Origin of the sequence: Levilactobacillus andaensis, from assembly GCF_016861695.1 — a bacterium.
In the GTDB taxonomy this organism is placed as follows: Bacteria; Bacillota; Bacilli; order Lactobacillales; family Lactobacillaceae; genus Levilactobacillus; species Levilactobacillus andaensis.
Genome location: NZ_BOLP01000004.1, coordinates 230,269 through 243,787 on the forward strand (window position 1 = coordinate 230,269; position 13,519 = coordinate 243,787).

General features: G+C 48.3%; 14 protein-coding genes. 5 read left to right on the top strand and 9 right to left on the bottom strand.

Annotated elements, in window-relative coordinates:
- Positions 1–153: 153 nt before the first annotated feature.
- The 4 genes from JUF10_RS03660 to JUF10_RS03675 all read right to left on the bottom strand — a co-directional run bounded on the left by JUF10_RS03660 (position 154) and on the right by JUF10_RS03675 (position 4,104).
- A complete protein-coding gene (locus JUF10_RS03660) occupies positions 154–801 on the bottom strand; it encodes a metal-dependent transcriptional regulator (RefSeq protein WP_203640859.1) in 648 nt (215 codons plus the stop codon).
- A 162-nt stretch (positions 802–963) separates the two neighbouring features.
- Positions 964–1,860, bottom strand: coding sequence for a cation diffusion facilitator family transporter (locus JUF10_RS03665; RefSeq protein WP_203640860.1), 897 nt, complete (start codon positions 1,858–1,860; stop codon positions 964–966).
- Between the two features lie 211 nt (positions 1,861–2,071).
- Positions 2,072–2,635: a GNAT family N-acetyltransferase gene (locus JUF10_RS03670; protein WP_203640861.1), complete on the bottom strand. Its 564-nt coding sequence runs from the start codon at positions 2,633–2,635 to the stop codon at positions 2,072–2,074.
- Positions 2,636–3,663: 1,028 nt separating this feature from the next.
- Positions 3,664–4,104: a MerR family transcriptional regulator gene (locus JUF10_RS03675; RefSeq protein WP_203640862.1), complete on the bottom strand. Its 441-nt coding sequence runs from the start codon at positions 4,102–4,104 to the stop codon at positions 3,664–3,666.
- Between the two features lie 221 nt (positions 4,105–4,325).
- On the opposite strand from JUF10_RS03675, the gene JUF10_RS03680 reads away from it, so the two are divergent.
- Both JUF10_RS03680 and JUF10_RS03685 read left to right on the top strand, forming a co-directional pair.
- Positions 4,326–5,825, top strand: a complete 1,500-nt coding sequence (locus JUF10_RS03680; protein ID WP_203640863.1) for an MDR family MFS transporter — start codon at positions 4,326–4,328, stop codon at positions 5,823–5,825.
- Complete coding sequence (locus JUF10_RS03685; RefSeq protein ID WP_203640864.1) at positions 5,825–6,547, top strand: DUF4811 domain-containing protein; 723 nt, start codon at positions 5,825–5,827, stop codon at positions 6,545–6,547. Before JUF10_RS03680 ends, JUF10_RS03685 begins: the two co-directional genes overlap by 1 nt.
- A 699-nt stretch (positions 6,548–7,246) precedes the next feature.
- Here the strand turns inward: JUF10_RS03685 and JUF10_RS03690 are convergent.
- Entirely contained in the window at positions 7,247–7,486 is a 240-nt protein-coding gene (locus tag JUF10_RS03690) for a MerR family transcriptional regulator (RefSeq protein WP_203640865.1), read from the bottom strand.
- Positions 7,487–7,673: 187 nt separating this feature from the next.
- Between JUF10_RS03690 and JUF10_RS03695 the strand changes: the two genes are divergently transcribed.
- The 3 genes from JUF10_RS03695 (at position 7,674) to JUF10_RS03705 (ending at position 9,123) form a co-directional block, all read left to right on the top strand.
- Entirely contained in the window at positions 7,674–8,378 is a 705-nt protein-coding gene (locus JUF10_RS03695) for an AzlC family ABC transporter permease (protein WP_203640866.1), read from the top strand.
- Complete coding sequence (locus tag JUF10_RS03700) at positions 8,369–8,701, top strand: AzlD domain-containing protein (RefSeq protein WP_203640867.1); 333 nt, start codon at positions 8,369–8,371, stop codon at positions 8,699–8,701. The genes JUF10_RS03695 and JUF10_RS03700 overlap by 10 nt, the downstream gene beginning before the upstream one ends.
- Positions 8,702–8,853: 152 nt before the next feature.
- On the top strand, positions 8,854–9,123 hold the full coding sequence (locus tag JUF10_RS03705; RefSeq protein WP_203640868.1) for a type II toxin-antitoxin system RelB/DinJ family antitoxin: 270 nt from the start codon (positions 8,854–8,856) through the stop codon (positions 9,121–9,123).
- 8 nt (positions 9,124–9,131) lie between these two features.
- Here JUF10_RS03705 and JUF10_RS03710 read toward each other — a convergent pair whose 3' ends face one another.
- From JUF10_RS03710 to JUF10_RS03725, 4 genes are all read right to left on the bottom strand, one after another.
- Positions 9,132–9,833: an ATP-binding cassette domain-containing protein gene (locus JUF10_RS03710; protein WP_203640869.1), complete on the bottom strand. Its 702-nt coding sequence runs from the start codon at positions 9,831–9,833 to the stop codon at positions 9,132–9,134.
- A 3-nt stretch (positions 9,834–9,836) separates the two neighbouring features.
- Positions 9,837–10,562, bottom strand: a complete 726-nt coding sequence (locus JUF10_RS03715; protein ID WP_203640870.1) for a hypothetical protein — start codon at positions 10,560–10,562, stop codon at positions 9,837–9,839.
- A gap of 221 nt (positions 10,563–10,783) precedes the next feature.
- Entirely contained in the window at positions 10,784–12,058 is a 1,275-nt protein-coding gene (locus JUF10_RS03720) for a uracil-xanthine permease family protein (RefSeq protein ID WP_203640871.1), read from the bottom strand.
- Positions 12,059–12,310: 252 nt separating this feature from the next.
- On the bottom strand, positions 12,311–13,501 hold the full coding sequence (locus JUF10_RS03725) for an MFS transporter (RefSeq protein ID WP_203640872.1): 1,191 nt from the start codon (positions 13,499–13,501) through the stop codon (positions 12,311–12,313).
- Positions 13,502–13,519: the final 18 nt, after the last annotated feature.

A 13,519-nucleotide genomic window follows, 5' to 3' on the forward strand; every position in this document is an offset into this window, starting at 1 on the left:
CCGTTCAGACCACACTTTTTTATCATTATACGGCACTTCACCCACTGGGAAAATACAAAATCGGTGTTCCAACCAAAATTAAAATAATCGACTGGAAATTCGCAGACTAATAAAGGCACACAACCATGATCTGATTGTGTGCCCGAGCTTAATCTATTTGACAAAAATGTAATGGGCCGCCTTATAGCTCACGATGAGTTCGGCGTCATCCGTCAGATTCTGCACCGTCACAGGACCTTCAAAGGGATCGTGCTTCAAAACCTTCAGTTGATCCCCAATATCTAGCTTGAGGTCACCAAGGTAAGTCAGCAAGTCATGATTATCAATGAACCGGTCGACCGTCACCACTGAACCATCTTCAGCCTCATTCAAGACCGTGTGACTGTCTTCGTGGTAATGCCCGTAACGGTCAGGAATGACCCCACCGTGGGGACAGTGCGTAGGGTGACCCAGCATGTCGTCCAGTGAATTCACCAATTTGGCACTTGTCACGTGTTCCAAGACCTCAGCCTCATCATGAACGTCGGGTAAATCATAGTCGAGCTTTTCAACCAGAAAGTCTTCCCAGATCCGGTGTTTACGCACCAAGTCCTCCGCCAACCGAATTCCCTTATTGGTGAGCGAAATACCAGCGTATGGCGTATGTTCAGCCAGTCCTTCCGCCGACATCTTGTTGACCATTTCGGTCACAGACCCGGCAGCAATATTTAAGCTGATGGCGATTTGCTTGTTAGAAACCTTCTTCTGCTTACCACCCAGCTCAAAAATAATTTTTAAATAATCCTCCTTCATCGGAGTCATCACTGTTCACCTCATCTAGAATGTGTGTTACCAATTCACCGCTACCGAACTAACAATAGCGTTTCAAAACTTCATTAACATTTTTACTGCTTAATGCTTTAATTTTACCACAGACTAGCCGGAAAATACCCCGAAAAGGAGCCAATCACCAGGTTGACTAAATTAGCTGTGCCGCCAATCGTTCTGCTGATAAAAGAGTGACTCATCTTCCCCACGGTGGCACTCGGCCTGAATCGTGACATGATTGACGTTGTATTTCTGACAAAGCAAGGCTTCAATCTGCCGATAAATTGGCTCGATCTCGCTGATAGGGACATTGTCCATGTTGACGTGCATCGACACCACGATATTGTTCTCGTCGATCTGCCAAGCGTGCAGGTGATGAACCCCTTCCACCTCAGGTAAGGCACAGATATCTCTGGCAATGCCCTCGTAATCCAAATCTGGTGAGGCCTCCATCAAGATACCAAAGGTCTGCTTCACAATCGGCAACGACTCGTAGCAAATGTACAGCGCCACTAAAATCGTAATTGTCGGATCGACCCAGCTGATCTGCCAAATGGTGATCAGCAAGGCCCCGATAATGACCCCAACGGAAGCCAAGGCGTCACTCAACAAGTGCAGGTAGGTCGCCCGAATGTTCAAGTTGTGCTTTGACCCGCGGTTTAAGAGCACCGTTGAGAGTAGGTTAGCCAGAAAACTGACGACCGCAACCACCAGCATAATGTCCCCTTTGACCGGTTCCGGATGCAACAAGCGTCGCACGGCTTCCCCCGCCAAAAACAGCGAAATCACAATCAGCACACCAGAATTTAACAGGGCCGCTAAAATCTCCGCCCGCCGATAACCAAACGTGTTGGTCCGTGTCTGTTGACGACCGCCAATTCGATGGGCCGCATAACTCAACACAATGGAGAGCGCATCGCCCAAATTATGGAATGCATCCGACAATAGTGACAGACTACCTGACAACAAGCCACCTAACAATTCAAATACCGTAATAATGACATTCAACACTGTGACCAGTAAGAACCGACCACCGGATAAACTCTTTTCCAATCACACCGCCTCCACATCTAACTGCTACCCTCCATTATCGCAGAGTTTAGGGGGAATGAAAAGTCAGGTTCCGGTTTACCTGACATTTTTCTGATGAGGACGACCTTTCAAACAAACAAAAAGGATCGATTCCGCATGAAAACGGAACCAATCCTACTATAGTAATGCGTTCATTTCAGATGACAAATCAGTCGTGATTCGTCACGCCCACTTACTTTGCGATTTGCGCGTGCACGACATGAACCGGCTTAACGTTGGCCGTCAATCGTTCGTAGGCGTAATCTTTGGTGCCCTTAAGTCCAGCGGCTTCTAAATCGATCATCCCAGTTTCGGTGAAGCCGTTCTTCTTAATCACGTGTTGCATCGCCATGTTTTGGGGATGCGTGTCGATGCGGATACTTTCGATGTTTTGTGCGTGGTCAATTTGGTCAAACAACCGTTGGAACAGTTCGCCGGCCAGGCCACGACCGCGATGGTGACTCGACACTGCTACGCGGTGAATTGCCAGGTATGGTGCTTGCACAGTCAGCCACTGGCCATCGATCTGTTTATACGTTGGGTCCTCCCCCGGAATAATGGCGGCAGTCCCCAAAATTTCGTTGTTTTCTTCCAAAACGACCGTCCATCCTTGGTGAATGTCGTCGACTAGGACCGCCGTGTTCGGGTACGCCCCTTGCCATTGGTCAATTGCTTGGGCCGCTAATAACTCACGGCCATCGCGAATAATCGATTCAATTTGTGGTAAGTCAGCCATAGTAGCTTGTCGTAACAGCATGTGTAACACCATCCTTTTTGTTTTTGGTTTAAAGCGATTTTGTTATCTTAACACGTTCGCGTCAGATTTCAACGAAATAGATTACTTTTTTGCATTATTTTTTTGAAAAGGTGGTGAAAGCTTACTGGAACTGAGGTTGATGGGTGGTGATGGTTCTAATTTTTCGTTCATTTTCTTAAGATGTTTTCATAAAACACGTGAGCTTGTGAACAAGTTGGTGGGGTGGCCTTGGAGATGGTGAGAAATTTGGTCGTTAAAAAACCAACGTCATTTTTGGTGGACGTTGGCTCGTTTATTTTCTGGTTTTGGCGTTTGGCTATATTCTGAAACGAGTTTCTCGCTTAACCTTGGCTCAGTGATGGCCTCAGCCTTTATTTACCTATTGGCTTAGACCGTTTGGCTTGGTTTTCATCTGCTAATATCCTGGTCCTGGCGGCTTCCGAAACGAGTTCCACGAGGCAGGTTCCTGCGCTTAACCTTGGCTCAGTGACGGCCTCGGCCTTTAACCATCATTGGTTTAGACCGTTTGGCTTGGTTTTTATCTGCTGATATTCCGGTCCTGGCGGCTTCCGAAACGTGCGCCGCAGGGCAACTCCCTCCGCTTAACCCCAATAAGCACCGGACCGAGTCCCTCGGTCGGGCACTTATTGACGTTAATGCTCAGGAGTTAACCGCCCTGCTCTGCACTCTTTACACAAAAAGACCCACCCCAGAACTTTCTAAACTGGGATGGATCATACGGGGGCGGTGACAGGCGAGCGAAAAATCAAAACACTTTAATTTTCCAAAAACACGTCGTTTTAGTTTCACGATTGCTTACGCTGACATCAGCCAGCGTAGTCCATGCGCAAGATAAACGCGCTATTACTCTTGGTTATTCGCCTGGTTTCACAACACGTCAACAACATGATTGACCACCAATCCAGCCAGAAGATCGATTGGTATCGAAAGTTTTTTCTGCCCATCACGAAAAGTTCTCCCGTGACTTCAGGTTACCATTGTTACCGCCGATACACAACGAAATCGCCCTAATTCATGGGGTCAATCAGCTTAAACTGCCACTTGTTATCAATTCGTTGGGCGATTAGGTGTTTTCTCGGCTCAGGATCGAATGTTCCCATATCAATTTCAGCTTCGCCATCATTGATTTCTAAGCCCTCAAATCGAGATTCAAAGAAGGTCCGTAACGTGTCGAAATACTCGTCGCGTTTCTGTGCTTGCTTCGCTGCCCCAACTAACGTGTAACCATCGTCCAAAAATACTTTGATGTGTTGGACCTTAATAACTGTCTTATAGGAAAACTTGCGGTTCTTGCTCCCCTTGACGACCTCACTACTGATGTAGCCTTTACTCTCCCAATAACGAATCTGACTTTGCGACACGCCCGTTGCGGACGCGACATCCCCGATGCCAAAAATCAAATTTTCAATCGGGACATTTTTTAAAAGGGCTCTTTGTTCTTCATTCATAATGCTGTACGCCACCTCTCCTATCTGATAACTACTCTCCAAGTACTAGTCTACTCGAAATGAAAGCGCTTGTGAATTTTATTAGTTCTTCTAAGCTCTGTGTTCACTTTTCTCTAACTAGTATAGATAAAATAAAAAGCATGTCAAGCTAGTTGACAAAATCATTCAATCTGCGTATAGTTGTTTCAGAATTAATTTTATGGATAAAGAGGGAATATATATTGGGAACTGCAATTGATACCAACGGGAAGTCCTACAGTCGGACTTTGCTCGTCGTCCTCCTATTGGTGGGGACCTTCTGTACGGTTTTAAACCAAACTATTTTAAGTACCGCCTACCCAACCTTAATGAAAGCCTTTGACGTCTCCACGTCAACTGTTCAATGGTTAACGACTGGGTTCTTACTGGTCAACGGGATCATGATTCCCATTAGTGCCTGGTTACTGAGCACCATCAGTTCGAAATGGCTGTACATCGGTGCCATGTCGACCTTCTTACTCGGGACCGTCCTTTGCTGGTCGGCCGTTAGCTTCCCAATGTTACTCATTGGTCGGTTAATCCAAGCCGTTGGGGTCGGGGTTTCCATGCCTTTACTACAAACGTTGATGCTGACCATCTTCCCTGCCAACAAACGGGGGACTGCCATGGGGCTGGCCGGAATCGTTATCGGTCTAGCACCTGCCATTGGACCGACCTTATCCGGGTGGGTCATTGACAACTGGACTTGGCGTGACCTCTTCGGCATGATTATTCCGATCGTCGCCGTCGTTGTGATCGCTAGCTTCTGGATCATGCACAGCGTTCTTGAAACGCGCAAGGAACCTTTAGACTTGATTTCCGTGGTCTTATCCACGATTGGTTTCGGGAGCATGCTTTACGGGTTCTCCTCCGTTGGTGACGACGGTTGGGGCAGTACCCTCGTGCTTTCTACGTTAGCCATCGGGTTTGTTTTCGTTGGCCTCTTCGTTTGGCGTCAACTGACGATGGACAACCCATTCTTGAACTTCCGGGTTTACAAGTCAAAAGAATTTACCGTTTCTGCTATCCTGAGTTCCGTGGTCAACATGGCCATGGTCGGGGTTGAAATGGTCATTCCCCTTTACCTCCAAATGGTTAAAGGAATGTCCGCCTTTCATTCAGGACTGACGCTGTTAGCCGGGGCCTTAATGATGGGGATTATGAGTCCCATCACCGGTCGTGCGTTTGACCGTTTCGGTGCCAAACGCTTGGCCATCATGGGGATGTTCCTCCTGACGATTGGGACTTTGCCATTCGTTTGGATCACTAAGGACACCTCGACGCTCTACATCGTCTTGCTCTATGCTTTACGGATGTTCGGGATCGCCATGGTTATGATGCCAGCCACGACCGCTGGGATGAACGCCTTACCACTGAACATGATTTCTCATGGGACCGCCGTTAACAACACCCAACGGCAAGTCGCTAGTTCTGTCGGAACGGCCATCCTGATCAGTGTGCTGACCAACGTGACGAAGGGCCAGATGCCCGCTAAGCACGTCTTGACCACGAACCCCTTGAGCTATGCCAATGGGGCCATTAACGCCACCTTGTCCGGTTATCACGCCGCCTTTTGGATTGCCGTTGGCTTCTGTGTGATTGCCTTGGTCGTTGCCTTCTTCATGAAGGGCAGCCACCACTCCGTTCATTTAGCCGACGAAGATTCTGAAGCCGCAAAGACTACTCAAGGAGGTGCCGCATAATGATTATCTTTTCTATGATTATCTGTGCTGTTCTGTCCTTCATCTTCTTCGTTTACATTGAAAATAAGCCGTTGAGTAACACGCTAACTGCTGTTGCTGTGATTGGCCTGTTGGCAAGCATCTTCTTCATGGTTAAAAATGACCATGACCATCTGGGGATGCACAACGTCACGACCAGTTCGTCACGGACCATCTACTCCGCCTCACCTTCTAAACAGTTGCCAATGATGGTCTACCAACCAATTGGTACGGCCAACAAGCACCAGGTCTACGTTTACAAGACGAGCGCGAATGCTAAAAAGGCCACCCACACGTCAGCCAAGGTCACAACGACCAACGTGATCAAGCGGACAACGGGTGAGAACCGTATCGTGACGAAGAAGGTTTACCGGGAATACAAGAATGGCATGAGCAGTTTCTGGTTCGGCCTTTCCGGTAACGGTCACCAGTACGTGAAGGAAACCAACACGATCTACATCAACAAGAACTGGACGGTCTTAAGTGCCGCTCAGGCCAAGAAGTTGCAAAAGCTCGCTGGTTCTAAGAGCTACCAAGCTAAGCAAAAGGCTGCCGCAATGACCTACGTTAAGAAACAAGTCATGGCTGCGATGACCAAGAATCCAACCATGTCAGCCGCTGAACAGAAACAAGTTACCCAACAAGCAACCGCTGCTTACCAAGCCCAAGCAATGAAGCAATTGATTGCCCAGGTCAAGAAGTAGTCTAAATTAAAACAAACAGATAATGTCGCCCTGTGAGGCGCGTCTGCGACCATAGTAAAGGGGGATTCGCCCGCAACGTGATGTTGTGTGGTGAATCCCCCTTTTTTGGCTTGAATAGCTGTTGTGATTGAGCATGAATTACCGCGCTCCGGCTGCCAGGGATTCCACCTGCTGTGGGGACGCTTCAGCCTGGAAAACCCACCAGTCTTCTCGCTCGCTTTTAAGCCACGAAAACCACGTGTCTTAAAAGTCGCCCATCCTGTTAGCTAGCCAACGGCCAGCTAACAGGATTACCACGGCTGGCTGCATCCCTGGCCTCCTCCGGCTCTGATTGTGTTCTACACAGTAACAATCGTTAGAGGCCCACATCCCATACGTTTGGCGGTCATGGTAGTCCAGCCGGTAACGACTTATGCAATCAATTATCCCAGTCGTCCGCAAACACAGTGTAAGCCGAGAGGCCGCCAGATATGGGCTCAGGCGCGTCGTTCTACTTAGTCAGTGAGTGAATTTCTCACTGGCTTAGTAGAAGACCAAGCTTGAAGACTCGCGATTTTCGAGGCTTCAAGTTGCGTCCGCACCGTTCCAGCCCATATCTGGCGGCCGGCAAGGCGAAGTCAGACTATATTAAAAAAGCAGCTCACGGACAAGATTCCGTCGAGCTGCTTAGTGATGCATTTTACCGATTCATTACCTTAACTAGATCACCTGAGTTAACTGTGTTTGTCCCTTACGACAACGTGGCATTAACCCGGATAAGTCGTCTAAAGACGTTCCGTTTTCCTGAAAACATTGAATCATGTCGATCCAGTAGAGATCAGACTCGTCAAACTCTGTTGCGGAGTGTGCCTCCCCTAACAAGCCGTTCTTTACGTAAGCTTCAATGTCGCTAGCGTCGACGTGTGCGGCCGCAGCCAGTTCAGTCAAGTTCATCTTCATCGCCCATACCCTCACTTTCATCTTTTATCAATGAGAGTATCATACAACCGTCTTTACCGAAATGCAACCTTTTCTCTTACCTTTTTTTGATGCCAAAATTTACAATTAAATTACACGTTTACGCCCGCCACCGACAGGGCTAAAATGGAAGTTAAAACTAAATTAGAATTCAGAAAGGAAGTTAGTCATGGGTCCTTCACTCACCTTCAGGGCCGGCGTCCACGATGTCCTCCCCACGGTCTTTGGTTACATAGGGGTGGGCCTGGCTTTTGGCATTGTTGCCCACACCAGCCACCTCAGTTTATTGGTCGTTGCCGGTCTCTCATTTATCGTCTATGCGGGGTCCGCGCAATTCATTATTACCAGCATGCTTTTATTACATGACCCGCTTTCTGCCATTTTTATTTCGACTTTCTTGGTCAATTCTCGAATGATTTTAATGAGTACCAGTCTAGCTCAATATTTCCGGCATGAATCGTTGACCCGCAACCTCTTAATCGGGTCTTTGGTCACGGATGAAACCTTTGCGCTCGCCATGAATAAGCAGAACAAGACGAACGGCAAATTGAGCTTTGCATGGCAATCCGCCGCAAACGTCGTCGCCTACCTGGTCTGGGGGATTGCGACTATTGTTGGTGCTGTCTTGGGTGGGCTGATCACCAATCCCGAGCGTTTCGGCTTTGACTTTGCCCTGACCGCCATGTTCATTGGCCTCGTCTACCTCCAGTTGATCAGTGACCGCCATTTAGGCCTGTCGCTCCAGCTCATGGTCATGCTCTTTGTGGCCCTGGTCTACTACTTTATGATTGGCATCATGAGTCAAAACTTCGCGTTACTCGTTGCCACTGTGGCGGGTTGCCTCTTTGGAATGGAGATGAAAAAATGTCGATGAGCTTAACTGAACTCTGGACGATTCTCGGTTGTGGTCTGGTCACGATTCTATCGCGGGCCCTGCCGTTTGCCTTCGTTAAATCGCTGACCATACCAGCGTGGCTGATCAACTTTTTGTCCTTCGTTCCGATTACCATTATGACCGCCTTATGCTGCCAGAGCCTATTTATCGCTAACCCGGGACACTTAGCCACCCTCAACGTTGCCAACTGTCTCGCGGCGATTCCAGCGACGATTGCGGGCGTCCTGACCAAAAGCCTGCTGATGGTCGTGGTGGTCGGCATCATGGCGATGGCGGTGCTTCGCTACTTTTCGATTGGGTAAGCCCCACATAAAAGTTAACATCAAATAGCCCATCCCCAGATACTGTAGGGAATGGGCTATTTGCGACTACTTTTCAGTCTAACTTCAATTGCAAATGTTGCCGAAAACGAATCATTCTGGCGTATGATGGTAAAAACTAGGAGGCGAACTAAATGAGCCCCGATGTCAAAAACAAAATCGTTTCGACGCGGATATCATCAGACACTTATGAGCAGGCCAAAAACAATTTGGCAGCACAAGGATTTACTATTTCCGAATACATTCGCTTATCTTTAGTCCAGGCAGCCAATAATCACGGAAACCTTTTAGATTTTTCCGACGCAGTGACCGCCAAAAATGAAACTGAAACCGGCCAAGTGATAACTATTGGTTCGTTGACCGACTTTGATGATTGGATTGACAGCTTAAAGAACCCTTCCTAGGCACTGATTTAATACTCCGAAAAGTCATATATAAACGGCAGTTCTTGAGAGAATTCCCTATCAATGAAATCTTGACCTCTGAGCTCTGAGACGATTTTCCCTTGATTTAAAACAGAAACAAAAGAATCAGGAACTAGACGAATATCCCGAACATCGTGAGTGACAATCAAAAAAGTTTGTTGTTTCAGTCTTTCCTCAATTAAGTCAAATACCAGCTTCACATTTCTCCGGTCAATATACGCCGATGGTTCGTCTAAAACGATAAACTCCTTTTGAGACTGGAGAAATAAATACAACTGTAGTAGCTTTTCCTCACCACCCGATAAGTCGTTATACTTTTTATGCCACACGCGTTTGAGAAACGAAAGTACTCGTTCATCTAACCTATTCTCTAAAAATTCAAGGTCTATGTGAGAATCCAAAAATACATTTCCTAAAATAAACCTGGTGATTTCGGAACAGCGAACGGTCCCTAGTAACGGTAAATATTGGGTAACGTACAGATAGTTGTTGTCAGTGGGACCAATAACCTGTCCCGCCGCTTTGCCAAACCGCGTATTCAAAGTCAACGCATCTATTAGCGTACTCTTGCCAGACCCATTTGGCCCAATCACAAAATTGACCGCATTCTCGTGGACCTTATAGTTAACTTGATTGAGGGCCAATGCTGTTTCGTGTTGATAGGTATATGAGTAATCTTTTAGCTCCATGACTTAACCCCTCTCCACCGGCGATGTGTTGACCAGTCTTAGGATGACCTTACTAATGACAACACTGAGAGCAAGCGCCGCAAGATACCCCAACAAAGGCAAAATTCGTGGTGACACAATCAGCCGGTAACAAAATACAAGAAAGTTAATCGGGTTTGACCATAGAGGAAGATGGAAGAACTGTGATGCACTGAAAGCTAAAAAGAAAGCAATCGCAAAGCAAATGTAATTGACCACGACCAATGCTTTAGCGTTTATTGGCAGTAAAATTAAAAACTGAAAAATATTAGCTAAAACAAAGTACGTCATGGTGCTTGCAATCAAAAGTGTCCCGAAAATGAAGACAATATTGATATGGTAAAGTACAGCACATACCAGCGAAATGAGCAGAATTTCGACACATTGCATAGCAAACCACACAAGCTGCTTGCTAACGGTAAAGACTGACAGTGACGTCACCAACGTTTTATATTGTTTTAAATAGCCCTGTTCTCTCAGTGTAACGACATCAGAATTCGCCGTAATGGCGTTACTGAAGATCAAGTATCCAATCCAAGGTAAAATTGTATTCAACGCTGCTGTTGAACCTGAATGGGTTGCGGTTGACAGATTCGGTATGATCATTAGCAAGGGCAATAAAATACTATATCCCAAGAAAACCCATTGGGTCGTCTGCACCTTCAAAAAATATCGAAACATGATGATGAGTTCGTTTGTAAAAACTTTCATCTCGTTCACCTCGTAAGGGCCAATTTAACCCAGTTCCTTGAATAAGGATATCCAAGCCACTCGAATAAGTTATATGTCTAACTAACGCAATCGACCTCGATGCCCCGATGGCGTTTTGGACAAAACTATCGATGAACAAACGTCAAATAGCCGCTAACATCTCAGTGAGAGTAGCGACTATTTTTAATATCCAAATTATATAAGCCTACTTGATGGCTAGGCTAATCATCCTGCGGCAGTACCAGGTTCAACACAATTCCCAGTACAGCGGCGACCGCTAGCCCCGAGAACTCGTATTGGCCGACCTTGAGATAGGCGTTGCCAATCCCAATGACCAGGATGGCCGAGGCAATCATCAGGTTGCGCTTCTTGTTGAAGTCCACGTGCTTTTCAATCAAGATGCGCATCCCACTCGACGCAATCACCCCAAACAGGAGGAAGCTGATGCCCCCAATGACGGGGTTCGGAATACTTTCAATCAAGGCACTCAGCTTACCGACAAAGCTAAAGATGATGGCAAAGACCGCCGCCCCAATCAGGACATAGACACTGTGCACCCGCGTAATCGCCAGCACACCAACGTTTTCACCGTAGGACGTTACCGGTGGACCACCGACGAAACTTGCGATGATCGACGCTAGCCCATCCCCCGCTAGCGTATGGTGCAGGCCGGGGTCTTCGAAGAAGTTACGGTGAGTCAATTCATTTAGCACCGTGATGTGACCAATGTGTTCGGTCATCGTGACAAACGCAATCGGCGCGAGGCTGACGATGGCCCCCCAATAAAAGTGCAGCGGGTAGCTCAGAATCGGCACCTCAAAGCTCGGCAGGGAGAACCATGCCGCCGTCATGACCGGTTTGAAGTCGACCAATCCCGCCAGCGCAGCAATCAAGTAGCCCGCGACGATTCCTAACAAAATTGGTACCAATGATAGGAAACCACGCAGATACAGGTTGAACCCGACCGTCAGGAGTAACGTTGCCATGGCGACCGCGAAGAATTGCCAGTGATAGGTTCCCTGGCTGTCCACCGTGGCCTTCTGGGCAGCACTCCCCGCCAGCGAAAGGCCAATCACCATGACCATTGGCCCCACGACGATTGGTGGCAAGGCCTTGTTGATCCAGTCCGACCCGATCCACGCCACAATCAAGGCGACGATCAGGTACACTGCCCCAACGGCCAGCGTTCCTTGGGCGATTCCCGGATAGCCGGTCGTCTTCATTAACGCCACCATTGGCACGATAAAGGAAAAGCTGGATCCCATGTACGCCGGAATCTTTCCCCGCGTAATCAGTATGTACATCAACGTCCCCACACCGGAACTAAACAGCGCGATGCCGGGATTTAAGCCCACCAAGATGGGAACTAACACCGTTGACCCAAACATCGAAAATAAATGTTGGAGCGATAACCCGAACCATTTTCCCCAGCTCGGCCGTTCCCAGATGTCGATCAGGGCATCCGGATTGCGGTAGCGTGATGGTGCTTCTTTCATAAACAAAGACCTCCAGTCGTGAGATAGAAAAAGCGCGCCCGTCCCCCGTAAGGAAACGTGCGCGCCCACTTCAAGCCTAGACTTAGCCCAGCATCTGCCGGAGGGTGCACCCTTAGTTGCCTCACGGGACAACGTTAAAGGAACCTATTGACCGTCTGACCGTTGACTAAAATTCACCAACGGCAAACGTTATTTTCAACTATTATACGGACTTGCTCACACCCATGTCAACGCTTATTTTATTAATCGTCTCTAACGAATTAGTCGTTGATACCAATGATTAATTAAAGCTAACCCTAACACCAAGAGACTGCCTATAATGACCAGTGTCCAGTTGGCGACCCAGTCCGTCACGAAGCCAAAAACGAAGCTCCCCAACGGCTGAAACGCATCAATGGCCAGAAAGAGAATCCCAAACATCCGCCCTAAATAATCCGGAGCCGTTAAATTTTGAGTGATCGTAATCGCCCGAATTTCAAAACACGAGTAGCAAAAGCCGAAGAGACCACTAGCCACCAGGAGAACCCAGTAGTTGGCCCACACCCCGGCGACCAGTAACGCCCCCGCTGCCAAGGCCAAATCGGCGTAATTCTGCTGCCGGTGCGGTTCTCGCCGCGCCAACGTTAGCCGCGCACCACCGAGGATGCCCCCCAACGCCAACATGACCAGTAAATAACTATACTTTGCCGAGTCGCCACCATACAGATGGTTGACGTCATAGGGCAAGACCAGCCGGACCGCTGCGTACAACACGTTGATCAGACCGCCAAGTACGATGACCTCGACCAACTTTGGCCGTTGCCAGACGTAATGCCAGCCCGTCAACAGGCTCTCCTTAACGCCTAGTTGTGAAGCTTCGCCAGTTGGCTTTTGATACCTAATGCTGAGGTATAACAGAAACGATAGCAGAAATGAGGTGCCATTCAGCAGTAAGAATCCTTGCAGATTTAACCAATGTAAGGCGAGCAGGCCCCCACCAATCAGTGGCGCACAGATATCTGCTAGATCAATCAGCGTGTTGCTGACGGCGTTAAATCGTTGCCGTCCCGCCAGCGTGATCAGCTCCGGAATCATTGCCTTGGCCGCGGGCAGACTGAACGCCAGCCCGACATCCAAAATAACCGTCAATGTAATCAGTGGGGCCGCCGTGATATGCAGCGGGTCCAACCACCAGGCGCAGGCCAAACAGCCTAAGACACTGAGCAATTCGGCACTGACCACGATTCGTTTCCGGTTGAAATTGTCGACGACCACGCCACAGAGGAGATCACCGAAAAACAAAACGACCCCGCCGATGGCTTGAATCACCCCCAGCAGCGCCGCATTTCCCGTGGCTTGTACCACGAACCAATTTAATCCAAAGAGATAAAGCGTGCTTCCGAGTCGCGAGATGAAGGGCGCCAGTAAAAGTGGCAGGTTAAACGCCTTGGTCGTCTGTTCCATGCGACCACCTCCATTTCG